This window comes from Cupriavidus sp. C3SS-1 (assembly GCF_057073755.1).
Genome location: NZ_CP172699.1, coordinates 1277412 through 1301877 on the forward strand (window position 1 = coordinate 1277412; position 24466 = coordinate 1301877).

23 protein-coding genes and 1 tRNA gene are annotated in these 24466 nt (G+C 65.8%); 17 read left to right on the forward strand and 7 right to left on the reverse strand.

What is annotated here, in order from left to right; genetic code table 11:
* Window positions 1–91 precede the first annotated feature (91 nt).
* Together ACIGJC_RS05970 and ACIGJC_RS05975 are read right to left on the reverse strand one after the other, a co-directional pair.
* Window positions 92–916 carry an alpha/beta fold hydrolase gene (locus ACIGJC_RS05970; RefSeq protein ID WP_483711100.1) on the reverse strand — a complete coding sequence of 275 codons (825 nt, stop codon included), beginning with the start codon at window positions 914–916 and terminating at the stop codon, window positions 92–94.
* Window positions 916–2226, reverse strand: a complete 1311-nt coding sequence (locus tag ACIGJC_RS05975) for an O-acetylhomoserine aminocarboxypropyltransferase (RefSeq protein WP_483711101.1) — start codon at window positions 2224–2226, stop codon at window positions 916–918. The genes ACIGJC_RS05970 and ACIGJC_RS05975 overlap by 1 nt, the downstream gene beginning before the upstream one ends.
* A gap of 228 nt (window positions 2227–2454) precedes the next feature.
* On the opposite strand from ACIGJC_RS05975, the gene ACIGJC_RS05980 reads away from it, so the two are divergent.
* The 5 genes from ACIGJC_RS05980 to ACIGJC_RS06000 all read left to right on the forward strand — a co-directional run bounded on the left by ACIGJC_RS05980 (window position 2455) and on the right by ACIGJC_RS06000 (window position 8155).
* Window positions 2455–2907 carry a CBS domain-containing protein gene (locus tag ACIGJC_RS05980; RefSeq protein WP_483711102.1) on the forward strand — a complete coding sequence of 151 codons (453 nt, stop codon included), beginning with the start codon at window positions 2455–2457 and terminating at the stop codon, window positions 2905–2907.
* Between the two features lie 124 nt (window positions 2908–3031).
* Window positions 3032–4930, forward strand: coding sequence for an MFS transporter (locus ACIGJC_RS05985; protein WP_483711103.1), 1899 nt, complete (start codon window positions 3032–3034; stop codon window positions 4928–4930).
* A gap of 19 nt (window positions 4931–4949) precedes the next feature.
* Entirely contained in the window at window positions 4950–5690 is a 741-nt protein-coding gene (locus ACIGJC_RS05990; protein WP_483711104.1) for a glutathione S-transferase C-terminal domain-containing protein, read from the forward strand.
* 76 nt (window positions 5691–5766) lie between these two features.
* Complete coding sequence (gene aroC, locus ACIGJC_RS05995; protein WP_483711105.1) at window positions 5767–6879, forward strand: chorismate synthase; 1113 nt, start codon at window positions 5767–5769, stop codon at window positions 6877–6879.
* 1 nt (window position 6880) lies between these two features.
* Window positions 6881–8155 (forward strand): MFS transporter, encoded by a 1275-nt coding sequence (locus ACIGJC_RS06000; protein ID WP_483711471.1) that lies wholly within the window; start codon window positions 6881–6883, stop codon window positions 8153–8155.
* Here ACIGJC_RS06000 and ACIGJC_RS06005 read toward each other — a convergent pair.
* Both ACIGJC_RS06005 and ACIGJC_RS06010 read right to left on the reverse strand, forming a co-directional pair.
* The gene (locus tag ACIGJC_RS06005; protein WP_483711106.1) at window positions 8077–9183 is read right to left on the reverse strand and encodes an NAD(P)/FAD-dependent oxidoreductase; all 1107 of its coding nucleotides are present in this window, start codon (window positions 9181–9183) and stop codon (window positions 8077–8079) included. The genes ACIGJC_RS06000 and ACIGJC_RS06005 overlap by 79 nt on opposite strands.
* Window positions 9184–9235: 52 nt before the next feature.
* Window positions 9236–9943, reverse strand: a complete 708-nt coding sequence (locus ACIGJC_RS06010; protein ID WP_483711472.1) for a FadR/GntR family transcriptional regulator — start codon at window positions 9941–9943, stop codon at window positions 9236–9238.
* Between the two features lie 196 nt (window positions 9944–10139).
* Between ACIGJC_RS06010 and ACIGJC_RS06015 the strand changes: the two genes are divergently transcribed.
* The gene (locus ACIGJC_RS06015; RefSeq protein WP_483711107.1) at window positions 10140–11009 is read left to right on the forward strand and encodes a flagellar brake protein; all 870 of its coding nucleotides are present in this window, start codon (window positions 10140–10142) and stop codon (window positions 11007–11009) included.
* Window positions 11010–11103: 94 nt separating this feature from the next.
* Here the strand turns inward: ACIGJC_RS06015 and ACIGJC_RS06020 are convergent, their stop codons facing one another.
* Window positions 11104–12792, reverse strand: a complete 1689-nt coding sequence (locus ACIGJC_RS06020; RefSeq protein ID WP_483711108.1) for an electron transfer flavoprotein-ubiquinone oxidoreductase — start codon at window positions 12790–12792, stop codon at window positions 11104–11106.
* Between the two features lie 285 nt (window positions 12793–13077).
* Between ACIGJC_RS06020 and ACIGJC_RS06025 the strand changes: the two genes are divergently transcribed.
* From ACIGJC_RS06025 to ACIGJC_RS06045, 5 genes are all read left to right on the forward strand, one after another.
* Window positions 13078–13863: an SDR family oxidoreductase gene (locus tag ACIGJC_RS06025; RefSeq protein WP_483711109.1), complete on the forward strand. Its 786-nt coding sequence runs from the start codon at window positions 13078–13080 to the stop codon at window positions 13861–13863.
* Window positions 13864–14130: 267 nt separating this feature from the next.
* Window positions 14131–14730, forward strand: coding sequence for a TRAP transporter small permease (locus tag ACIGJC_RS06030; protein WP_483711110.1), 600 nt, complete (start codon window positions 14131–14133; stop codon window positions 14728–14730).
* Window positions 14727–16031: a TRAP transporter large permease gene (locus ACIGJC_RS06035; RefSeq protein ID WP_483711111.1), complete on the forward strand. Its 1305-nt coding sequence runs from the start codon at window positions 14727–14729 to the stop codon at window positions 16029–16031. The genes ACIGJC_RS06030 and ACIGJC_RS06035 overlap by 4 nt, the downstream gene beginning before the upstream one ends.
* A gap of 66 nt (window positions 16032–16097) precedes the next feature.
* On the forward strand, window positions 16098–17126 hold the full coding sequence (locus ACIGJC_RS06040; RefSeq protein WP_483711112.1) for a DctP family TRAP transporter solute-binding subunit: 1029 nt from the start codon (window positions 16098–16100) through the stop codon (window positions 17124–17126).
* 52 nt (window positions 17127–17178) lie between these two features.
* Entirely contained in the window at window positions 17179–17580 is a 402-nt protein-coding gene (locus ACIGJC_RS06045) for an acyl-CoA thioesterase (protein ID WP_483711113.1), read from the forward strand.
* A gap of 72 nt (window positions 17581–17652) precedes the next feature.
* Here the strand turns inward: ACIGJC_RS06045 and ACIGJC_RS06050 are convergent, their stop codons facing one another.
* On the reverse strand, window positions 17653–18198 hold the full coding sequence (locus ACIGJC_RS06050) for a PAS domain-containing protein (protein WP_483711114.1): 546 nt from the start codon (window positions 18196–18198) through the stop codon (window positions 17653–17655).
* Between the two features lie 172 nt (window positions 18199–18370).
* Between ACIGJC_RS06050 and ACIGJC_RS06055 the strand changes: the two genes are divergently transcribed.
* A complete protein-coding gene (locus ACIGJC_RS06055) occupies window positions 18371–19072 on the forward strand; it encodes a CoA transferase subunit A (protein ID WP_483711115.1) in 702 nt (233 codons plus the stop codon).
* A gap of 14 nt (window positions 19073–19086) precedes the next feature.
* The gene (locus ACIGJC_RS06060; protein WP_483711116.1) at window positions 19087–19725 is read left to right on the forward strand and encodes a CoA transferase subunit B; all 639 of its coding nucleotides are present in this window, start codon (window positions 19087–19089) and stop codon (window positions 19723–19725) included.
* A 66-nt stretch (window positions 19726–19791) separates the two neighbouring features.
* Here ACIGJC_RS06060 and ACIGJC_RS06065 read toward each other — a convergent pair whose 3' ends face one another.
* Window positions 19792–20568: a 3-hydroxybutyrate dehydrogenase gene (locus tag ACIGJC_RS06065; protein WP_483711117.1), complete on the reverse strand. Its 777-nt coding sequence runs from the start codon at window positions 20566–20568 to the stop codon at window positions 19792–19794.
* A gap of 227 nt (window positions 20569–20795) precedes the next feature.
* Between ACIGJC_RS06065 and ACIGJC_RS06070 the strand changes: the two genes are divergently transcribed.
* From ACIGJC_RS06070 to ACIGJC_RS06085, 4 genes are all read left to right on the forward strand, one after another.
* Window positions 20796–21680 (forward strand): alpha/beta fold hydrolase, encoded by an 885-nt coding sequence (locus ACIGJC_RS06070; RefSeq protein WP_483711118.1) that lies wholly within the window; start codon window positions 20796–20798, stop codon window positions 21678–21680.
* Between the two features lie 50 nt (window positions 21681–21730).
* Window positions 21731–22093 (forward strand): RidA family protein, encoded by a 363-nt coding sequence (locus ACIGJC_RS06075; protein WP_483711119.1) that lies wholly within the window; start codon window positions 21731–21733, stop codon window positions 22091–22093.
* 26 nt (window positions 22094–22119) lie between these two features.
* Window positions 22120–24339 carry a RelA/SpoT family protein gene (locus ACIGJC_RS06080; RefSeq protein ID WP_483711120.1) on the forward strand — a complete coding sequence of 740 codons (2220 nt, stop codon included), beginning with the start codon at window positions 22120–22122 and terminating at the stop codon, window positions 24337–24339.
* Window positions 24340–24360: 21 nt separating this feature from the next.
* Window positions 24361–24437 (forward strand) — tRNA-Val (locus ACIGJC_RS06085).
* Window positions 24438–24466 lie beyond the last annotated feature (29 nt).

Genomic DNA, 24466 nt, shown 5'->3' on the forward strand with positions numbered 1-24466 from the left:
TCTATCGGGAGGCGCAGTGCCAGCGTTTTCTCAGACAAGTCACGCTTCAGGAAAGGGGCGGACGGCGCCACGGAGGCCGTCCGCCTGTGCTTCAGCGAGCCGCGGCCACCTTGCGCGCAAAGCCCGACAGTGCATCGAGGACTTCGTCCGGCCGTTCGCCCATCATGGCGTGGCCGCACGGTACCGAAACCATGCTGGCATGGGCCATTTTCGCGGCCAGTGCCTGTGCGGCCTTGGGCGAGGTCATCATGTCCTTGCTGCCCGTGATGAAGAGCGCCGGGCAGGACAGTGCCGCCGCGGCTTCGTTGCCATGCGCGTAGGTGTTGCAGGCGGTGAAGTCGTTATGGAAGACATGGACCGACGGGTTGTTGCGCGCGACGCGTTCCATCAGCCGCTGGCTGCCGCCCTGCATCCACGCGCCAGGCCCGGGGGATGACGGCTTGTTGGCCAGGCTCGAGTGCGACCACGCATTGACCATGGCGATGGCCTGGCCTTCGCGGTTGAGCGCGGCGTCGAGCAGCGCGTCCGATACCTTCATCGGATAAGCCGTTGCCAGCATGGCAATGCCGCGCACGGATTGCGCGTGGCGCGCCGCGCATTCGAGCGCGATCAGCGAACCCATGCTGTGGCCGAACACCAGTACGGGCGCCGTCACGCCGGCAGCGGCCACCAGCGACATGACCCAATCGGCCATCTCTTCGACCGTGGCCAGCGGTGCGCCCTTGCTGCGGTTGTGGCCGGGCAGGTCCACCGCCAGCACGGAAAAACCGTGGTTGGCGAACCAGCGCGTCTGCAGTCCCCAGACGCTGTGGTCGTTCTGCGCGCCATGCACGAACACGGCGCAGGGCAGGGCGGGGTCGAATGGCTTGCCGCCGGTATAGGCGTAGGCCGGCTGGCCTGCGATCTTCAGTTCCATCAGGCTTGCCCTCCCTTGCCGCTCATGGCCTTTTCGGCCGACTTCAGGCCGCGCTTGAGGTCTTCGATCAGGTCGTCGGCGTCTTCCAGGCCGATCGACAGGCGGATCGTGCCTTCGGTGATGCCGGCCGACTGCAGCGCCGTCGCGTCCATGCGGAAGTGCGTGGTCGAGGCAGGGTGGATCACCAGCGAGCGCGCATCGCCGACGTTGGCCAGGTGCGAGAACAGCGACAGGCTTTCGATAAAGCGCTTGCCGGCTTCGCGATTGCCCTTCAGGTTGAAGCTGAACACGGCGCCGCAGCCGCGCGGCAGCAGGCGCTTGGCCAGTTCGTAGTCGGGGTGCGACTCCAGCTCCGGGTAGGCAACGGACTCGACCATCGGGTTCGAGGCCAGGAACTGCACCACGCGCCGCGTGTTCTCGACATGGCGCGCCATGCGCAGCGGCAGCGTTTCCACGCCCTGCAGCAATTGCCATGCGGCCATCGGATTCATGCAGGCGCCGAAGTCGCGCAGGCCTTCGCGGCGCGCGCGCAGCAGGAACGGGGCGACCGTGCTTTCCTCGGTGAAGACCATGTTGTGGAAGCCTTCATACGGCTCCGACAGCTCGGGGAAACGTCCGGAGGCCTCGAAATCGAAGGTGCCGCCTTCCACCAGCACGCCGCCGATGGTGGTGCCGTGACCGCCCAGGAACTTGGTGGCCGAATGGTAGAGCAGGCCTGCGCCAAGATCGAACGGGCGCAGCAGGTAGGGCGTGGTGAAGGTGGAATCGACCAGCAGCGGAATGCCGTTGTCCTGGCCGAGCTGCGCCAGGGTCGGGATGTCGAGCACGTCGAGGCCGGGGTTGCCCAGCGACTCGCCGAACAGCAGGCGCGTATTCGGGCGGATGGCGGCGCGCCACGCGTCGATATCGCGCGCCTTGACGAACGTGGTCTCGATGCCGAAGCGGCGCAGCGTGTAGTGCAGCAGGTTGTGCGAGCCGCCGTACAGCGCGGTGGAAGCAACGATATGCGATCCGGCACCCATCAGCGTGGCCACGGCCAGGTGCAGCGCGGCCTGGCCCGAGGCGGTGGCGACGGCGCCCGCGCCGTTCTCCAGCGCGGCGATGCGCTCTTCCAGCACCGCCACGGTAGGGTTGGAAATGCGCGAGTACACGTGGCCGGCGCGTTCCATATTGAACAGCGAAGCCGCATGCTCGCTGTCCTTGAACACGAACGAGGTGGTCAGGTGGATGGGCGTGGCGCGGGCCCCGGTGGCGGGGTCGGGCGCGGCGCCGGCGTGCAGCGCCAGCGTGTCGAAGCGGGTACCGGACATGAGGATTCGGGCGAGAGTTGTCTCCGGGCTGCATCGTAGCATCGCCCGTGCGGCGATGGGGTCATCCGCCCGGAAACCGGCCTGTGCTTTACTTATCCGGGCGATCTGGGCTAGCATCGGCGCACGGGCAACCCCTGCCCGGACATCCCATGAACAGATAAAAAGGCATTCGGCCCCCCCGGTTCCGGCAGGGCGCCATGCCGCAGGCACCCGGTAGCGGAGACAACCATGAAAGTCAGCGACATCCTCCAGATCAAGGGCAATACGCTCTACACCGTGACGCCTGACACCGCCTTGCTGGTAGCCGTCCACACCATGGCCGAGCACGACATCGGCTCGCTCGTGGTCATGGAGTATGGCGACCTGGTCGGCATGCTGACCTTCCGCGAGATCATCGAGACGCTGGCCAGGAATGGCGGCAGCGTGGGCAACACCAGCATCCGCAAGGTAATGGACGATGCGCCGCTCACCTGCACCATGGAGACCGACGTCAACGAGGTGCGCCGCATGATGCTGGAGCGTCACACCCGCTACCTGCCGATCCTCGACAACCGCACGCTGATGGGCGTGATTTCGTTCTACGACGTGGCCAAGGCGGTGGTGGAAGACCAGAGCTTCGAAAACAAGATGCTCAAGGCCTATATCCGCGACTGGCCCGAAGAGCAGGAACGCGCAGACTGAGCAACGCCGGGCCGGGAGTGTCCCGGCCAGGTGCAGTCCGGCCATCGTGATGGCATGATGGCGGCCGGAACGCCGCCCCGGCAGAATCCCGGGGCCAACCCATCCGGGCCCCAAGCCTGCCAACATGAGCCAAAACAGCCAGTTTCGACTGCTCGGCGCGCGCCGTTTCGCCCCGTTCTTCTGGACCCAGTTCCTGGGGGCGATGAATGACAACGTCTTCAAGGTCGCCTTCACCTCGCTGGTGACCTATCACACGGCGCTGTTCGAGGGCGTGGACGCCCGCAGCGCCGCATTCCTGATCTCGGCGATCTTCATCGCGCCGTTCGTGCTGTTTTCCGCGACCAGCGGGCAGATCGCCGACAAGATCGAAAAATCGCGCCTGATCCGGCTAGTGAAGTCGCTCGAGATCGCCATCATGGCGCTCGGCTGCGCCGGATTCGCCTGGCACAACGCCACGCTGCTCTACACGGGCACGTTCCTGATGGGCCTGCATTCCACGCTGTTCGGGCCGGTCAAGTTCGCCTACCTGCCGCAGCACCTCGAAGAATCCGAACTGGTCGGCGGCAACGGGCTGGTCGAGATGGGGACCTTTGTCGCGATCCTGCTTGGCACGCTGCTCGGAGGCGAACTGGCCGGGCTGGAGCAGGGCGGCAAGCTGATCGGGCCGCTCTATGTCGGCGCGGCCTGCGTCGGCCTTGCCGTGGCTGGCCGCGTGGTGTCGCGCGGCGTGCCGGTGTCACCTGCGCCGCAGCCCGACCTGCGCATCAACTGGAACCCGTTCACGGAGACCTGGCGCAACCTGATGCTCGCGCGCGAGAACCGCACGGTTTTCCTGAGCCTGCTGGGCATCTCGTGGTTGTGGTTCCTGGGCGCAACCTTCCTGACCTCGTTCTTCAGCTTTGCCAAGGACGTGCTGGGCGGCGACCAGAACGTGGTGACGCTATTGCTGGCGGTGTTCTCAGTGGGTATCGGCATCGGCTCGCTGCTGTGCGAACGCTTGTCGGGCCGGCATGTCGAGATCGGCCTGGTGCCGTTCGGCTCGATCGGCATGACGGTGTTCGCGGTGGACCTGTACTTCGCCAGCCACGGGCAGGCGAGCGGCACGCTGACCGGAGTTGGCGGCTTCCTCGCCGGGCCGGGCCACTGGCGTGTGCTGGTTGACCTGCTGCTGCTGGCGATGTTCGGCGGCTTCTACAGCGTGCCGCTGTACGCGCTGATCCAGAGCCGCAGTGCGCCCACGCATCGCGCGCGCATCATTGCCGCCAACAACATCCTGAACAGCTTCTTCATGATCGGCGCTTCGCTGCTGGGCGTGGCAATGGCGCAGGCGGGCTTCAGCATTCCCGAGCTGTTCCTGGTGGTGGGGCTGCTCAATGCGCTGGTGGCGATCTACATCTACTCGCTGGTGCCGGAATTCCTGCTGCGCTTCGTTGCCTGGATCCTGGTGCACACGGTCTACCGGCTGCGGCGCGTGAACGCCGAGCGGATTCCCGCCGATGGCCCGGCCGTGCTGGTCTGCAACCACGTCAGCTTTGCCGACGCCGTGGTCCTGATGGCCGCCAGCCCGCGCCCGGTGCGCTTCGTCATGGACCATCGCATCTTCAAGGTGCCGCTGATGTCGTGGTTCTTCCGCCAGGCCCGCGCCATTCCGATCGCGCCCGCGCATGAAGACCCCGCGCTGCTGGCGAAGGCTTATGACGACGTGGCCATTGCGTTGCGGGACGGCGATCTGGTCTGCATCTTCCCGGAGGGCAAGATCACGGCTACTGGCGAGATCAACGCGTTCAAGCAGGGCGTGCAGCAGATCATCCAGCGCACGCCGGTGACAGTGGTGCCGATGGCGTTGCGCGGGCTGTGGGGCAGCTTTTTCTCGCGCAAGGGCGGGTCGGCCATGACGCGACCGTTCCGGCGCGGCGTCCTGAGCCGGCTGGAGTTGGTCGTGGGCGAACCGGTGCCGCCGGACCAGGCCACGCCGGAAGGCCTGCAGCAGATGGTCACTGCCCTGCGCGGCGAATGGCGCTAGCCCGCGCTCGCGTACTGCCATGCTCACGCTCTACACCTTTGGTCCCGCTTTCGGCCTGCCCGACGCCAGCCCCTTCGTCACCAAGGCCGAAATGCTGCTCAAGCTGGCCGGCCTGCCTTACCAGACCCGGCGCGGCAGCCTGCGGCGCGCGCCCAAGGGCAAGCTGCCGTACCTGGACGACATGGGCCGCATTGTCGCGGACTCCACGCTGATCCGCTGGCATATCGAGAAGACCTACCACATCGACTTCGATGCCGGCCTGACGCCTGCGGATTGCGGCATCGCCTGGGCGGCGGAAAAGCTTATGGAAGACAACCTGTACTGGGCCGTGGCGCGCGTACGCTGGCTTGACGAAGCCAACTTCGAGCGTGGCCCGGCGCAGTTCTTCCGCGCCGTGCCGGCACCGGTACGTGGCCTGGCCGAGCGCCTGGTGCGCCACAAGGTGCGCCGCACGCTTTGGAACCAGGGCGTGGGGCGGCATAGCGAAGCCGAGCTGGTCGCCCTGGCCGGCAAGGGCGTGACGTCGATTGCCGACATTCTTGGCGACCGTCCGTACCTGATGGGCGATCGGCCGTGCGGCGCCGATGCCACCCTGTTCGCCTTCGCCGGCAGCCTGCTGTGCCCGCTGTTCGACACGCCGATCCGCACCGCCGCCGAAGGACATGCCAACCTGGTGGCCTACGTGGCGCGCATGCGCGAGGAGTTCTATCCGGATTTCGATCCGGAAGCCGCGCGGCAGGGCGAACTGCCGCGCCGCTGAGCGCCAGGCCGGGCGCAGAAGGGCGGGCATTGGCCTTACAATGTAGGCCGTCCCCAATTCCTGTGCGGTTTCCATCATGTCCGGCAATACCCTTGGCCTGCTCTTCACAGTTACTACCTTCGGCGAATCGCACGGGCCGGCCATCGGCGCGGTGGTGGACGGCTGCCCGCCGGGCATGGCGCTGACTGAAGCCGATATCCAGGCCGATCTCGATCGCCGCAAGCCTGGCACGTCGCGCCATGTCACCCAGCGCAAGGAACCGGACCAGGTCGAAATCCTTTCGGGCGTGTTCGAAGGCAAGACCACCGGCACGCCGATCTGCCTGCTGATCCGCAACACCGACCAGCGCAGCAAGGACTACGGCAATATCGTCGAGACCTTCCGTCCCGGGCATGCCGACTACACCTACTGGCAGAAGTACGGCATCCGCGACTATCGCGGCGGCGGCCGTTCGTCGGCGCGCCTCACCGCGCCGGTGGTGGCCGCGGGCGCCGTGGCAAAGAAATGGCTGCGCGAGCATTTCGGCACGGAGATCCGGGGCTATATGTCGCAACTCGGCGAGATCGAGGTGCCGTTCAGCGACTGGTCGCAGGTGCCGGAGAACCCGTTCTTCGCCGCGAATGCCGATATCGTGCCGGAACTGGAAACCTACATGGACGCGCTGCGCCGCGACGGCGATTCGGTCGGCGCGCGCATCGAAGTGGTCGCCAGCAATGTGCCTGTTGGCCTGGGCGAGCCGCTGTTCGACCGGCTCGACGCCGATATCGCGCATGCCATGATGGGTCTCAACGCGGTCAAGGGCGTGGAAATCGGCGCCGGTTTCAACAGCGTGTCGCAGCGCGGTAGCGAGCATGGCGACGAACTTACCGCGCAAGGCTTCCGCAGCAATAACGCTGGCGGCATCCTGGGCGGTATTTCCACGGGCCAGGACATCACCGTGTCGCTGGCGATCAAGCCGACTTCCAGCATCCGCACGCCGCGCGAGTCCATCGACAAGTCGGGCAATGCGGCGACCGTCGAGACCTTCGGCCGCCACGATCCGTGCGTGGGCATCCGCGCCACGCCGATCGCCGAGGCGCTGCTGGCGCTGGTGCTGGTCGACCACGCGCTGCGCCACCGTGCCCAGTGCGGCGACGTCAAGGTGGATACGCCGCGCATTGCCGCGCAGGCCCCCGGTCAGCCTGACTGAGTTGGGCGCTACGACCGAGACCGTCACCGCCGTTCCGGCGCGGCCTGACTACGGCCGCTTCGGTCTCTTCTACCTCGGGTACTACGGCTACGTCGGCGTGATCTCGCCGTTCGTGAGCCTGTTCTTCGCGGCGCGCGGCTTCACGGCCGTGCAGATCGGCGTGCTGATGGCGTCGTTCCAGTTCAGCCGCATCCTCGGCCCCTACCTGTGGGGCTGGCTCTCGGACACGATGCACACGCGCGTGCGCATCCTGCGGGTGACGGCGGTCGGCGCGCTCGCGGCATTCCTGATGCTGCCGGCCGTGGAGAGCTACGGCGGCATGATGGCGATGATGGTCGCCATCAGCCTCATCACCAGCGCGATGTCGCCGCTTGGCGATGCCCTGACCATTTCCACGCTGCGCCGCTACGGCGCCTTCGACCACCGCTACGGCCGCATCCGCATGTTCGGTTCGGTCGGCTTCATTGCCGCCGTGCTGGCGGGCGGCGCGCTGTTCCAGCAGCTCGGCATGCAGGCCTTTCCATGGGTGGCCAGCGCCATGCTGGCGATCCTGATGGCGATGGTGTTCGGCATGCGCGATGCGCCCGACGAAGGCCCGCGCGTGCGTCCGCCGCCCGCGTTGCCGCTGTTGCGCCGGCCGGACGTAGCCTGGTTCTTCGCTTCCGCTTTCCTGATGATGTTCGCGCACGCGGCGCTGTACGTGTTCTATTCGCTCTACCTGGAGCGGCTGGGCTACAGCAAGTTCGCGATCGGCGTGATGTGGACCATCGGCGTGGTCGCGGAGATCGTGTTCTTCTACTTCCAGGGCCGGCTGTTCGCGCGTGTGCCGCTGGCGACGATCCTGGCCGGTACGTTCGTGCTGGCCGCGGTGCGATTCGGCCTGACCGGCTACTTCCCTGAAGTCCTGTGGTTGATGGCCGCAGTGCAGGTGCTGCACGCAGCCACCTTCGCCGCGCACCATAGCGCCAGCCTCAAGCGCCTGCAGCATTGGTTCGCGGGGCCGCTGCAGGGGCGGGGGCAGGCGCTGTACACGGGGATTTCCTACGGCGTCGGTGGCACGCTCGGCGGCCTGGTGATGGGCTGGACGTGGAAGGTGTTGGCACCCGCGCACACCTTCGGCCTGGCGGCGGCCGCCGCGGCAGCGGGCGCGGTCTGCGCGCTGATGAGCTTCCGCAACCCGGCCGTGCCGGGCTCGGCTCAGGCCAGTCCGGCGGCCACGCGCTCGGCGATGGCCAGCGACGAGGTCAGCCCCGGCGACTCGATGCCGAACAGGTGAACCAGTCCCGGCACGCCGTGCGTGGCGGGGCCGTCGATGCGGAAATCCGCGGCAGTTTCATGCGGGCCGCTGATCTTGGGGCGGATGCCGGCATAACCCGGCTGCAGCGCATCGTCGGCCAGTCCGGGCCAGTAGCGGCGGACTTCGTCGTAGAAGCTCTCGGCATCGGCGGGGTCGACGCTGTATTCGATATCGTCGATCCAGCGCACATTGGGGCCGAAGCGCGCCTGGCCGCCCATGTCGAGCGTCAGGTGCACGCCGAGCCCGGCCGCTTCGGGCACCGGATAGATCAGCCGCGAGAACGGCGCGCGTCCCGCCAGCGTGAAATAGCAGCCCTTGGCGTAGTACTGCGGCGGGATATGGGCCTCGGGCATGCCATCGATACGGCGGGCCAGTTCGGGCGCGGTCAGGCCGGCGGCGTTGACGACTGTCCGGGCCAGCAGCGTGGTGCTGCCGCCGTCCTCGTTCCCGACTTCCAGTTCGATGCCCGCGGGCGTGATCGCGCCGCGCAATACGGGTGACTGCACCGCCAGCATCGCGCCGGCGTTTTCGGCGTCGCCGAGCATCGCCGTCATCAGCCCGTGGCTGTCGATGATGCCGGTGGATGGCGAGAGCAGCGCGGCGTGGCATTGCAGCTGCGGCTCCAGCGCCTGCGCTTCGGCGCGCGTCAGGAAGCGCAGATCATGCACGCCATTGGCCGCGGCCTTGGCGCGGATGCCTTCGAGCGTGGCCACCTGTGCCTCGCTGGTCGCCACGATCAGCTTGCCGCAGCGCTGGTGCTCGACATGGTGGGAGGCACAGTATTCGTACAGCATTTCCTTGCCGCGCACGCATAGCCCGGCCTTGAGCGAGCCCGCCGGGTAATAGATGCCGGCATGGATGACCTCGCTGTTGCGCGCGCTCGTGATGGTGCCAAAGGCGTTCTCGGCCTCAAGGATGATGACTTCGCGTCCGCTCACCGCCAGTGCCCTGGCCACGGCCAGTCCGACGACACCCGCGCCGATCACCACGCAATCCACGTTCTCCATGTTCTCTCCTCGATTCTGGTTGATGCTGTATCCGGTTGCCGCCCGGCCTCGATCAGGCCAGCGGCAGGCCCAGCCGCTGCGCGGCGGCACTCAGGTGATGAAGCGCGGCTTCCCGCGCCGCGGGCGGGCTGCCGCTGGCGACCGCTTCCACCAGGGCGGCATGTTCGGCATCGGCGGCGCGCGCCGTGCCGCTGTCGGCCCGCAGCCGGGCCGTGTTTTCCCAGGCGCGCTGGCGCGCGGCCAGCATCTGCTGGCTGACGAAGTCGGTCAGCCCGGTAAAGCAGGGGTTGTGCGCGGCCTGGGCGATGGCGTGGTGGAAGGCGATATCGGCGGCGGCCGCGGCAGCGAAATCCTCCGCGTGATCCTGCATGGCGGCGAGCGCCTCGCGGATCTGCCGCAGGTCGGCGTCGGTGCGGCGCGCCGCCGCCATTTCGGCGCAGGCGGTTTCCACTACCATGCGCAGTTCGAACAGCTGCGGCAGGCTGGGGCCGCCGTCCGGCGCGCTCGCGACACGCCACGCCTGCCCGCCCGGCGTCTCGGACACGTAGGCGCCGGCGCCCTTGCGCGTCACCAGAATGCCGTCCGCCTTGAGCAGGGCGATGGCCTCGCGCACGATCGGCCGGCTGACGCCGAACGTGCCCGCGAGAGCGGATTCTGCCGGCAGCCGTGCACCGGCCAGGAAGCGGCCGGCGGCAATGTCTTCGCGCAGTGACTGGGCGATCCGGTTGGCCAGCGAGGCCGGGCGTGGAAGGACGTCCACCATGGTATTGAGATGTCAGGCTGTCAGACAGATTTTGGCGAATTTTGCCGTTCGGCCGCACGCGCGTCAAGGCTTGAAAAAAGCCGCTCAAAGTTTGCCGATATCCGTCGATATGAATCAGATGGCGAATGCTGCCCAGCAGTGAACTGCACACCATATTGACCAGTCCTTGCCCGCATACCATGCCGGAACCATCATGATCCATCTCTCTCCCAACGATCTCCCCGTGGGGGCGCCGTTGCCCTGGTCGCTGCTGGACGGCGAAGGCAATCTGGTGCTGGGCATCGGCAATGTGATCCCCGATTCGCGCGACCTGGCACTGGTGTTCCGCCACGGCCAGCTATGCCGCCAGGATGCCGACTCGGGCGAGCATCCGCCAGCCGACCTGCCGCCGCCAGGGCCGCTGGGCCTGCAGGTCGGGACGCTGCTGCACGTCAAGCTGCCGGAGGACAACAGCCGCGCGGCGGCCAGCCGGCTGATCGGCTTCGTCGAGCAAGGCTTGTTCGTGACGTGGCCACAGCTGGGCGGGCGGGACCTGATGGTGCAGGCCGGCGACACGCTGCTGCTGCGCGGCTTCTCGGGGCGTGTCATCCATAGCTTTACGTCGACCATCACGGCGGTGTGCCGCAGTCCGTTTCGCTACCTGGTGCTGTCAGCGCCGGCGCAGCTCGACCAGATGCCGGTGCGCAAGGCCGCCCGCGTGCCGACCCGGCTGGCGGCCTACATGACGCAGTCGCAGGATGGTGGCCACGATGCCGCCGGCGATCTGGCGAACGGCGCCGCGCGCCTGGTGATCGTGTCGGATCTCAGTACCGGCGGCGCGCTGGTCCACGCAGCCGGGCCGGCGCCGGCGGTCGGCAGCCGGGTCCAGTTGCGCTTTCGCTTGCGCACCACGTCGATCGACAGCGAGATCCTTGCCGATGCCCTGGTCGTGGCGGAGAGTCACGGGGACACCGACTATCCGGCGTTCGGCATTGCATTCGATGTGCTCGCCGAACGCGAGATGACGCTGCTGCAGTGCTATATCTACGAGCAATTGCTGCTTGGCAGCGGCCTGTCGGTCTAGCGCGGCGCTGCTCTACCCGTACAAGCCGAAACAAAAGAGGCACCCGAAGGTGCCTCTTTTGCATGGTGCCCGGCGCATGGCCCGGGCGGGTGTCTTACATGTTCACGTAGTTCGGACCGCCGCCGCCTTCCGGCGTGACCCACACGATATTCTGCGTCGGGTCCTTGATGTCACAGGTCTTGCAGTGCACGCAGTTCTGCGCATTGATCTGCAGGCGTTCCTTGCCCGAGGTCTCGTCCTGCACGAACTCGTACACGCCGGCCGGGCAGTAGCGGCTTTCGGGGCCGGCGAACTTTTCCCAGTTGACGTTGACCGGCACGCTGGCGTCTTTCAGCGTCAGGTGGGCCGGCTGGTTTTCTTCGTGGTTGGTGTTGCTGATGAACACCGAGCTCAGGCGGTCGAAGGTCAGCTTGCCGTCCGGTTTCGGGTACACGATCTTCTCGCACTCCGCCGCCGGCTTCAGGTAGACGTGGTCGGGCTTGGTGCGGTGGATGGTCCAGGGCGGGTTGCGGATGCCCAGCTTCGGCAGCAGCCACTGCTCGATGCCGGTCATCAGCGTGGCGGTGGTGCGGCCCTTCTTGAACCACTGCTTGAAGTTCTTGGCCTGCAGCAGTTCCTTGTACAGCCAGCTCTGCTCGAACGCAGCCGGGTAAGCGGTCAGCTCGTCGCCCTGGCGGCCGGCCTGCAGCGCGTCATAGGCGGCTTCGGCGGCCATCATGCCGGTCTTGATGGCGGCATGGCTGCCCTTGATGCGCGAGGCGTTCAGGTAGCCGGCGTCGCAGCCGACCAGCGCGCCGCCCGGGAACACCGTCTTGGGCAGCGACAGCAGGCCGCCGGCGGTGATGGCGCGCGCGCCGTAGCTGAGGCGCTTGCCGCCTTCGAAGTACTTGCGGATCTCCGGATGGGTCTTGAAGCGCTGGAATTCCTCGAACGGCGACAGCCACGGATTGGTGTAGTCCAGGCCGACGACGAAGCCGACCGCGACCTTGTTGTCTTCCATGTGGTACAGGAAGGAGCCGCCGTAGGTAGCCGGATCGAGCGGCCAGCCGGCCGTGTGGACCACCAGGCCGGGCTGGTGCTTGGCCGGATCGATTTCCCACAGTTCCTTGATACCGATGCCGTAGCTCTGCGGATCCTTGCCGGCGTCGAGCTTGTACTTCGCGATCAGCTGCTTGCCCAGGTGGCCACGAGCGCCCTCGGCGAAGATGGTGTACTTGGCATGCAATTCCATGCCGAGCTGGAAATTGTCAGTGGGCTCGCCGTCCTTGCCGATGCCCATATTGCCCGTGGCCACGCCCTTGACCGAGCCGTCTTCGTTGTAGAGCACTTCGGCGGCCGGGAAGCCGGGGAAGATTTCCACGCCCAGCGCTTCGGCCTGCTGGCCGAGCCAGCGCGTGACGTTGGACAGGCTGACGATGTAGTTGCCGTGGTTGTGGAAGCATTCCGGCAACAGCGCGTTCGGGGTGCCCTTGGAACCGCCTTCGTTGAGGAACAGGAACTTGTCCTCGGTGACCGGCTGGTTCAGCGGCGCGCCCAGTTCCTTCCAGTTCGGGAACAGTTCGGTGAGCGCGCGCGGGTCCATGATGGCGCCCGACAGGATATGCGCGCCGGGCTCCGAGCCTTTTTCAAGCACGCACACATTGACGTCGTTGCCTTTCTCCTGTGCCAGTTGCTTCAGGCGGATGGCCGTAGCCAGGCCGCCAGGGCCGCCGCCGACGATGACCACATCGTATTCCATGGCCTCGCGTGGCCCGAACTGCTCCAGGAGTTGCTGCTGATCCATTGTCTCTAACCCTCTGTTTCTTGGCGCCTTGCCTGCAATTGTGGGAAATGCCTTGTTTGTTCGAATGAACCGGCTTGCATCGAAAGGTCGCCAGGACGCGCCGTTCCGCGCGTTTTCCCTCTTTCCCTTTACGGGCCAAGTTCTTAGAATCTCCGGCATTGTCCGGGACTCGTCACCCTCAGGCAAGGATTTTTTTGGAACGGTCGTTCTTTTTTTTGGTATTCTGCCTTCCGATTCTCATTGGGCAGGGTGCGCCACACGGTCACGCCAGCACGCGGGGTAGATATGGGTTTGTCGATCAATCTGGAAGGCAAGGTCGCGCTCGTGACCGGGGCTTCAAGCGGGCTCGGCTCGCGTTTTGCAACGGTTCTCGCGGCCGCCGGCGCCAAGGTTGTGCTGGCTTCGCGCCGCACGGAGCGCCTTAAGGAACTGCGCGCGTCGATCGAGGCTGAAGGCGGCAGCGCCCATGTGGTGCGCCTGGACGTGACCGACCCGGTCAGCATTCGCGCGGCAGTTGCGCACGCGGAAACCGAGGCGGGCGCCATCGATATTCTTGTCAACAATTCGGGCGTCTCGACGACGCAGAAGCTGACGGATGTCACTGCCGAAGATTTCGATTTCGTCTTCGATACCAATACCCGTGGCGCCTTCTTCGTTGCACAGGAAGTCGCCAAGCGCATGATGGCGCGCGCCAAGGGGGCCGAGAAAAACGGCAACCCGCTGCCGCAGGCGCGCATTATCAATGTCGCGTCGGTCGCGGGCCTGAAGGTACTGTCGCAAATCGGCATCTACTGCATGAGCAAGGCGGCCGTGGTGCATATGACCAAGGCCATGGCGCTCGAATGGGCGCGCCATGGCATCAACGTCAACGCGGTCTGCCCCGGTTACATCGACACCGACATCAACCACCATCACTGGGACACCGATGCCGGCCAGAAGCTGATCCAGATGCTGCCGCGCAAGCGCCTGGGCAAGCCTGAAGACCTCGACGGCCTGCTGTTGCTGCTGGCTTCGGACCAGTCGCAGTTCATCAACGGCGCAGTCATTACCGCCGACGACGGCATGGTCTGAGCCGGATCGACTGCTGTCCGGCGCCGCGCCGGCATACGCTGCCCAAGGCCAAAAGCCGAAGGGCAGCGCTTTGTTTTTGCATCGCCCAGGGCTTATCCGGTCCCCTCGGGCGATATTCGAGCGCGGCTTCCACGCAGGTGGCAATAAAACCCGATACAGGGCGCGCCAGTCTTGGCATAATCCGCCATGTTTTCAGATTAAGTCTTTACATACAAATAAGCTGTGGTGGCCGTCCGGCCCGAGCAGCCCGGACCGGAGGCCGGGGAGATGGAGCAACAAGAGCAGGCACGGCGCGACGCCGTGCCGCAACACGTCGTCGATTCCGCGGTGATCCCGCAGGCGGCAGACGAGGCGCAAGACGCCGAATTCCGGGTTTCGCCCCGCATCGAGGACTGGATCGGGGTGGTCGTGATGGTGCTGCTGGTCTGCATCACCTTCGCCAATGTGGTGGTCCGCTATTTCACCGACGAGTCATTTGCCTGGACCGAGGAGTTTTCGGTTTTCCTGATGATCGTGCTGGCGCTGGTCGCCGGCAGCGCCGCGGTGGCGCGCGACCGCAATATCCGCATCGAGTTCTTCTTCGAGCGCGGCAGCCAGGCGCGGCAGAAGCGGCTGGCGATCCTGTCGGCGCTGGTCGTCGCCGTGATGTTTATCGCGCTGGCCATATTGGGCGCCCGCATTACGTGGGATGAATACACCTACGGCGAGACCTCGCCGGGCATTGGCGTGCCAAGCTGGTGGTATTCGGTCTGGCTGCCGGTGCTGTCGGCCGGCATTGCGCTGCGCGCATTCGGCCTGATGACGCGCAACCTGCGCGCGCTCAAGGCACTGCACGCTGGCCGCAACGGACAGGGGCGGAAGCCATGACGCTGATCGCCATTATCCTGTTCGTGGTCTTCATTGGCCTGATGCTGCTGGGCGTGCCGATTGGCGTATCGCTGGGGATGGGCGGCCTGATCGCCATCGGCCTGTCCAACCTCGATACCCAGATGTTCGGCCTGCTGGCCGTGCCGCAGAATTTCTACGCGGGCCTGGCCAAGTATCCGCTGCTGGCCATTCCGATGTTCGTGCTGGTCGGCTCGATCTTCGACCGTTCCGGCGTCGCGCAGCGGCTGGTGACGTTTGCCATCGCCATCGTCGGGCGGGGGCCGGGCATGCTGCCGCTGGTGGCCATCCTGGTGGCCATGTTCCTGGGCGGCATCTCGGGCTCCGGCCCCGCCAATGCGGCGGCGGTCGGCGGCGTGATGATCGCGGCGATGTCGCGGGCCGGCTATCCGGGTTCGTACAGCGCGGCGGTGGTCGGCGCCGCGGCGGCGACCGACATCCTGATCCCGCCCTCGGTGGCCTTCATCATCTACAGCGTGCTGGTCCCGGGCGCGTCAGTGCCGGCGCTGTTTGCGGCGGGCATGGTTCCGGGCGTGCTGGCCGGCGTGGCGCTGATCGTGCCGGCGGTGTGGCTCGCGCGCAAGCACAACATGGGCGCGATCGAAGCCTCGCTGCCGCGACCGCCGTTCTGGAAGAGCCTGCGCGAGGCGGCCTGGGGGCTGGTGGCGCCGTTCCTGATCCTGGGCGGCATGCGCGCCGGCTGGTTCACGCCGACCGAAGCCGCGGTGGTGGCGGTGGTCTATGGCCTGTTCGTGGGCATGGTGATCTACCGCAGCATCGGCATGAGGGACCTGTTCGTGATCTTCCAGGAAGCGGCTGAAACCTCGGCCGTGATCCTGCTCGTGGTGGCGCTGGCGGGCATCTTCGCGTATGCGCTGTCCACGCTGGGCGTGATCGATCCGCTGGCGCACGCCATCGCCAACTCCGGGCTCGGCGAATACGGCGTGCTGGCGCTGATCGTGCTGCTGCTGATGACGGTGGGCATGTTCCTCGACGGCATCTCGATCTTCCTGATCTTCGTGCCGCTGCTGCTGCCGATCGCCAACGCCTTCCACTGGAACCCGGTGTGGTTTGGCGTGGTGCTGACACTGAAGGTGGCACTGGGCCAGTTCACGCCGCCGCTGGCCGTGAACCTGATGGTGTCGTGCCGGATTGCCCGCGTGCGCATGGAAGAGACCGTGCCCTGGGTGATCTGGATGCTGCTGGCGATGTTCGTCGCCATGCTGATGGTTCTGGCCTATCCGCCGCTGGCCACCTGGCTGCCGAACTACCTGGGCTATTGATTCAAGCGTAGCCAATACAAACAACGAGCAACACGCAAGCAACAACGATCCAAGAGGAGAGACCCGATGAAACGCCGTGCCCTGATGCTGTCGATCGCTGCCACGATCGCCGCTTCCGCCTTCGCGCCCGCCGCCTCCATGGCGCAGACCTACAAGCCCGAGTACAAGATGTCGCTGGTGCTCGGCCCGGCCTTCCCGTGGGGCAAGGGCGGCGAGATCTGGGCCGACCTGGTCAAGCAGCGCACCAACGGCCGCATCAACATCAAGCTGTACCCGGGCACCTCGCTGGTGGCCGGCGACCAGACGCGCGAGTTCTCGGCGATCCGCCAGGGCGTCATCGACATGGCCGTGGGCTCGACCATCAACTGGTCGCCGCAAGTCAAGGAACTGAACCTGTTCTCGCTGCCGTTCCTGATGCCCGACTACAAGGCGCTGGATTCACTGACGCAGGGCGAAGTCGGCAAGCAGATCTTCACGACGCTGGAAAAGGCGGGCGTGGTGCCGCTGGCCTGGGGCGAGAATGGCTTCCGCGAAGTTTCCAACTCCAAGAAGGAAATCCGCAAGCCGGATGACCTCAAGGGCATGAAGCTGCGCGTGGTGGGTTCGCCGCTGTACATCGAGACCTTCAACGCGCTGGGCGCCAACCCGACCCAGATGAGCTGGGCCGACGCGCAGCCGGCCATGGCCTCGGGCGCCGTGGATGGCCAGGAGAACCCGCAGTCGGTGTTCGCCGCTGCCAAGCTGTACACGGTGGGCCAGAAGTTCGTGACCACCTGGGGCTATGTGGCTGATCCGCTGATCTTCGTTGTCAACAAGCAGATCTGGGAAAGCTGGACGCCGGCCGACCGCGAAATCGTCAGGCAGGCCGCCATCGACGCCGGCAAGCAGGAAATCGCGCTGGCCCGCAAGGGCCTGTCCGAGCCGGGCGCGCCCGCCTGGAAGGACATGGAAGGCCACGGCGTCAAGGTCACGCACCTGACGCCGGCCGAGCACGATGCCTTCCGCAAGGCGACCGCCAAGGTCTACGACAAGTGGAAGAAGCAGATCGGCGCCGACCTCGTGACCAAGGCCGAAGCCTCGATCGCCAAGCGCTAAATCATCGGACCGGCCCGCCAGCAATGGTGGGCCTGTTGCTTTGGAGGCCGTGATGAAGCACGTCTATACGGCGGTCATGCCGATCCGCTGGGGCGACATGGACGCGATGGGCCATGTCAACAATACCGTCTACTTCCAGTACCTGGAGCAGGCGCGCATCGAGTGGTTCGCCTCGCTCGGGCGCGGCGGCAAGGATCCGAAGGGACAGGGGCCGGTCATCATCAATGCGCACATGACGTTCCTGAAGCAGCTGCGCTATCCGGGGACGATCGAATGCCGCGTTTATGCGGGGCAGCTCGGGCGCACCAGCTTCGAGACGCGCATGGAGATCGTGCGTACCGATATGCCCGATGTGGTGTGGGCCGAAGGCGGGGCGAAGGTGGTGTGGTGCGACTACGCGGCGGAGAAGTCGGTGCCGGTGCCGGCGGAGATCCGGGCGATCGTCGAAGCGTAACGCGTGTCGCTGGATTGCTTTGCTCTGCTCTGCCGCAAGCGGGCGAGGGGAGAAAAGGTCTGGAATCGGGCCTCAATGGTTTACCAGCCGCTGCACCAGATCCACCGACGTACTCGCTCCGTATTTTTTCATCAGCCGCGCCCGATAGATATCGACCGTGCGCGGACTGATCGCCAGCAGCTTGCCGATCTGCTTGCTGGTCTTGCCTTCCACGAGCTGCGCCGCAATATCACGTTCGCGCGCCGTCAACTCGGCGGTTACCTGCCGCTTCTGCGACAAGTCCTCGAACGTCCAGATTCCCGCGCCAAGCGGCTGCGAGCGGTCCAGCGACCGGCCCGTGACGTGGCACCAGAACAGTTCCCCAGTGGCCCGTTTCATGATCCGTTCGTCAGAGTACATACCGCGCTTGTTCATGATCGGTACGATGCGTGCGCCGGTGCGCTCGAATTCGTCGGGGGTGGGGTATAGCACCTGGAACGATTCGCCGATCAATGCCTGCCGCGTGGTGCCGAAGATGCGGCAGACTTCGTCATTGCAGTCCTCGATCATGCGTTCGCGGGACAGCACCAGGCCCACGGGGGCGAGCTGGAAAGCGGTCTGGTAATCGATGGCGGGCATCTACTTATGTATTTTTACGTAATGGCGTAGGTGGCGCGGGTTGCGTATCCTTTCGGTCGGACGAGAGCGCGGCGCCTGCCGCCGATTGTACCGTTACAATTTCCTTGCGTCGTCCGCCGCACAACCCGGCGGCGGGCCAGGCGACAGGGGACTACCGAGGAAGGAGCGAAGCATGAACAAGGTCTACGCCAGCGCCGCGGAGGCGCTTGCAGGCGTCGTCCGCGACGGCCAGACGATCGCCGTGGGCGGTTTCGGCCTGTGCGGCATTCCCGAGGCACTGATCGCCGCGCTGCGCGACACCGGTGTCAAGCAGCTGACCTGCATCTCGAACAACGCCGGCGTGGACGGCTTCGGCCTGGGCCAGCTGCTGGCCACGCGCCAGATCAAGAAGATGATCTCGTCCTACGTGGGCGAGAACAAGGAATTCGAGCGCCAGTACCTGGCCGGCGAACTCGAGCTGGAATTCACGCCGCAGGGCACGCTGGCCGAGAAGCTGCGCGCCGGCGGTTCGGGCATTCCGGCCTTCTTTACCAAGACCGGCGTCGGCACGATCGTCGCCGAAGGCAAGGAAATCCGCGAATTCAATGGCGAACAGTACGTCATGGAGCGCTCGCTGACCGCCGATGTGTCGCTGGTCAAGGCCTGGAAGGCCGACAAGGCCGGCAACCTGGTGTTCCGCCGTACCGCGCGCAATTTCAACCCGATGTGCGCCATGGCCGGCAAATTCACCGTGGCCGAGGTCGAGCAAATCGTCGAAACCGGCGAGCTGGACCCGGATGAGATCCACCTGGCTGGCATCTTCGTCAAGCGCCTGGTGCTGAACACCAACCCAGAGAAACGCATCGAGCAGCGCACCGTGCGTGCCGCCAAGTAAGAGGGAGACACATCATGGCATGGACACGTGACGAAATGGCCGCGCGCGCCGCGACCGAATTGCAGGATGGCTTCTACGTGAACCTGGGGATCGGACTGCCGACCCTGGTGGCCAACTGGGTGCCGGAAGGCATGGAAGTGTGGCTGCAGTCGGAAAACGGCCTGCTTGGCATCGGCCCGTTCCCGACCGAGGACGAAGTGGACGCCGACATGATCAACGCCGGCAAGCAGACCGTGACGACGCTGCCGGGCTCGTCGATTTTCTCGTCGGCCGATTCCTTCGCGATGATCCGCGGCGGCCATATCAACCTGGCCATCCTGGGCGCGATGCAGGTCAGCGAGAAGGGCGACCTGGCCAACTGGATGATTCCGGGCAAGATGGTCAAGGGCATGGGCGGCGCGATGGACCTGGTCGCCGGCGTGGGCCGCGTGGTGGTGCTGATGGAACACACCGCCAAGAAGAAGGACGGCACCGAGGACATCAAGATCCTGAAGGAATGCAACCTGCCGCTGACCGGCCTGGGCGTGGTCAACCGCATCATTACCGACCTCGGCGTCATCGACGTGACGGCGGACGGTCTGAAGCTCGTGGAAACCGCGCCCGGCGTGAGCCGCGAGGAAATCCAGAGCAAAACCGGCGCACCGCTGCTGTAAGCGTCTCCGGCTGGATGCAAAAAGCCCCGCTGCGAAGCGGGGCTTTTTGCGTTCCGGCGGGCAGGTTTACTGCGCGACCCAGCCGCCGTCCATGTTCCAGATCGCGCCGCGTACCTGGCGCGCCGCCTCGGAAGCCAGGAACACCGCCAGCGCGCCGAGTTCCTCGGGCGTGACGAACTGGCCCGACGGCTGCTTCTCGATCACCAGCTCGCGCTTGGCCTGCTCGACCGGGATGCCTTCCTTCTGCGCGCGCGCGTCGACCTGCTTCTGCACCAGCGGCGTCAGCACCCAGCCCGGGCAGATCGCGTTCGCGGTCACGCCGGTCTGCGCGGTTTCGAGCGCCGTAACCTTGGTCAGGCCGACGATGCCGTGCTTGGCGGCCACGTAGGCGGACTTCTGCGCCGATGCCACCAGCCCGTGGGTCGAGGCGATATTGATGATGCGGCCCCAGTTCTTCCGCTTCATGCCGGGCAATGCCAGGCGCGTGGTGTGGAAGGCGGAGGTCAGGTTGATGGCGATGATCGCGTCCCAGCGATCGGTCGGGAAGTCCTCGATGTTCGCCACGAACTGGATGCCCGCATTGTTGACGAGGATGTCGGCGCCGCCGAATTCGGACTCGGCATAGCGCATCATGTCCTCGATTTCGGCCGACTTGCTCATGTCCGCGCCGTGGTAGCCGACCTTGATGCCGGTGCCGGCCTGCGCGATTTCGCGCTTTGCGTCCTCCACGTCACCAAAGCCGTTGGCGATGATGTTGGCGCCTTGCGCCGCGAGTGCCTGCGCGATGCCGAGTCCGATGCCGCTGGTCGAGCCAGTCACCAGTGCCGTCTTGCCTTTGAGCATGTAAGCCTCCGTCGAGATCGAGGGTCGAGAGAATGGATGGCCGGACACGGCCGGCCGAACCGCTTCGCCCGTGCCTGCAACGCTGCGCGGGTGGCTGCGCCAGGCGGGGCGGCGTGTGCGTCGTAGCGCGCGTAGTGCTGTGGCATTGTAACCGCTGCGGCGTACAATCCTGCTTTGCTCAACCTCCGGCAAAGCCTCAGCGGCGGCCGGTTCGTCAGGGAGTTCAGATGTCTGCCAGTCCGCGCCTTGGCTTCGTCCAGTGCATCAGTCCGGCGGGCCTGCACCGCATGGCCTATCACGAATGGGGCGACCCGGCCAATCCGCGCGTGCTGATGTGCGTGCATGGCCTGACGCGCACGGGCCGCGACTTCGACATGCTGGCCCAGTCGCTGTGCGGCGAGTACCGCGTGGTGTGTCCCGACGTGGCCGGCCGCGGGCGCTCAGACTGGTTGCCCGACCCGAGCAACTACGTGGTGCCGAAGTACATGGCGGACATGGTCACGCTGATCGCCAGGCTGAACGTGGAGAAGGTCGACTGGTTCGGCACCTCGATGGGCGGCCTGATCGGCATGGGCCTGGCGGGGTTGCCCAATTCGCCCGTGCGCAAGCTGCTGCTCAACGATGTGGGGCCGCGCATCACGGCCTCTGCCGTGGAGCGGATCGGTTCCTACCTGGGGCTGCCGGTGCGCTTCAAGACCTTCGAGGAAGGTCTGGCCTACCTGCAAACCATCAGCGCATCGTTCGGACGCCATACGCCGGAACAATGGCGCGAGCTGAACGGCGCGATACTCAAGCCCGTCCAGGGCGCGCAAGGCCTGGAATGGGGCTTGCATTACGATCCGGCGCTGGCCGTGCCGTTCCGCGGTGCCACGCCGGAGCAGCTGGCGGCGGGCGAGGCCACCATGTGGCACATGTTCGAAGCCATCACGGCGCCGGTGCTGGTCGTGCGTGGCGCGCAATCGGACCTGCTGCTGCGCGACACCGTGGCGGACATGGTGGCGCGCGGCAAGCATGTCAGTTCGGTGGAAATCCCCGATGTGGGGCATGCACCGACTTTTGTCGATCCGGCGCAGATCGCCGTGGCCCGCCAGTTTTTCCTGGGCAGTGCCTGAGCGGTGCCGAGCCGGATCGGTCGTATCAACCTGAATGCGTTTGATTTGTCATGAGCAGCAATGAACTGAAGCGCGCCCACGTGGGCAAGCGCCTGTCCGAATACGCGGTGTACAACGGCGTGGTCTATCTGGCCGGTCAGGTCCCCGAAGTCGACCCGAAGGCCGACATCCACGGCCAGACCCGCGAAGTGCTGGGTCACATCGATCGCCTGCTGGCAGAGGCCGGCAGCGACAAGGCGCGCATCCTGTCGTGCCAGATCTTTCTGACCGACATCGAACTGATCGGCAAGATGAACGAGGTGTGGGACGCGTGGGTGCCGCAGGGCAACACGCCGCCGCGCGCCACCGTCGAAGCGAAGCTGGCCAATCCCGACTACCTGATCGAAGTGGTGGTGACCGCTGCGCTCAACTGAAGACGGCGTCGTGACATGGTGACCCTATGGTGACGTCTACCGACCTGGCCGGCCAGGTTGCCGGCGTCCCGGACGCCGACATGGTCGGGCGTGCGCTGGCGTACGTGCGCGAGCAGGCGGGTGATGCCTTGCTGCCGACCGGCGAGCCGGTGCTTTCGCATGCGGAAGGGATGCTGCGCATCCTCGACGGCCTGCGCGTGGACGACGCGGCGCGCGCCGCCTGCTGCCTGTTCCCGCTGGCCGAGTTCGCGCCCGCGGCGGAAGCGGACATCGAAGCGCGATTCGGCGAAGACGTGAGCAGAATGGTGAAGGGCGTGCGACAGCTGCTGCGCATCGGCGCCATCGCCGGCGGCCATGACGTGCAGGAGGCTTCGCGCAACGTGGCGCAGGCACGGCACGAACAGGTGGAAGCGCTGCGCAAGATGCTGCTGGCATTCGCGCAGGACATCCGCGTGGTACTCGTGCGCCTGGCGTCGCGGCTGCAGTCGCTGCGCTGGCTGGCGCAGCACAAGCGCGAGCCGCTGCCGGGCCTGGCGCGCGAGACGCTCGACATCTACGCGCCGCTCGCCAATCGGCTGGGTATCTGGCAGATGAAGTGGGAGCTGGAGGATCTGGCTTTCCGCTTCGAGCAGCCCGATACCTACAAGCGCATCGCCAAGCTGCTCGACGAAAAGCGCATCGAGCGCGAAGGGTATATCGCCAGCGCCATCGCGCGCCTGCAGGCGGAGCTGGCCGAGGCCGGCATCCGCGCCGAGGTGAGCGGGCGGCCCAAGCATATCTACAGCATCTGGAAGAAGATGCGCGGCAAGGAGCTCGACTTTGCCGACCTGTATGACGTGCGCGCGTTCCGCGTGATCGTGGACGATATCAAGGACTGCTATACGGTGCTCGGTATTGTCCACCATATCTGGCAGCCGATTCCGCGCGAGTTCGACGATTACATTTCGCGGCCCAAGTCCAATGGCTACAAGTCGCTGCACACGGTGGTGATCGGCGACGACGGGCGCGCGTTCGAGGTGCAGATCCGCACGCAGGAAATGCACCACTTCGCCGAGTACGGCGTGGCCGCGCACTGGCGCTACAAGGAGGCGGGCAGCAAGGGCTACAGCGGGCAGTTCGCCGCAAGCGACAGCTACGACGAGAAAATCGCGTGGCTGCGGCAGCTGCTGGCGTGGAAGGACGATGCCGACCATAGCGTGACCCACGATGAATCGCCGTGGGAGCAACTCAAGCACGCGGCCATCGACGACCACATCTACGTGCTGACGCCGCAGGCGCGCGTGATTGCGCTGCCGCAGGGCGCCACGCCGCTGGACTTCGCCTACTACCTGCACAGCGACCTCGGCCATCGCTGCCGCGGCGCGCGTGTCGACGGCACCATGGTGCCGCTCAATACGCCGCTGAGGAACGGCCAGACCGTCGAAATCATTGCAGTGAAGCAGGGCGGGCCATCGCGTGACTGGCTCAACCCGGAGCTTGGCTACCTGGCGAGCAGCCGCGCGCGCGCCAAGGTGCGCGCGTGGTTCAACGCACTGGACTCGCAGGAGACCATCGCGCAGGGGCGCGTGCTGATCGACAAGACGTTGCAGCGCGAAGGCAAGACCGCGGTCAAGCTCGAAGACCTCGCGACGCGGCTCGGCTTCAAGTCGCCGGACGATCTGTTCGCCGCGGTGGCGAAGGAAGAATTCAGCCTGCGACATGTGGAGCACGCGCTGCGGCATCCGGAAGGCGAGGTGCAGGCGCCGATCAGCGAAGAGGACGCCGTCACCAAGAAGAGCCGTGCCACCAGCGTGGCGCGCGGCGCCAAGACCGGCGTGCTCGTGGTCGGCGTGGATTCGCTGATGACGCAGATGTCCCGCTGCTGCAAGCCGGCGCCGCCCGACGACATCGTGGGATTTGTCACGCGCGGGCGAGGGGTATCGATTCATCGGCGCAACTGCCACACGTTCCAGCAGCTTTCGGCGCGCGCGCCGGAGCGCGTCATCCAGACGGAATGGGGCAAGAAGAGCGATGCGGTGTATCCGGTCGATATCCATGTCGAGGCCGTCGACCGCCAGGGACTGCTGCGCGATATCTCCGAAGTCCTGTCGCGCGAGAAGATAAACGTAACGGGCGTGAAGACGCTGTCGAGCAAGGGCGTGGCGCGGATGCAGTTCACGGCTGAGGTATCGGAGGCCACGCAACTGCAGCGCGCACTGTCCCTGATCGAAGATGTGCAGGGGGTATTGCAAGCGCGAAGAAAGTAAGGCTATAATTGCTGCTTCGCTAGGCTCGTAGCTCAGCTGGTTAGAGCACCACCTTGACATGGTGGGGGTCGTTGGTTCGAGTCCAATCGAGCCTACCAACGAATTGCAGTACGGCAGTACCACAGCA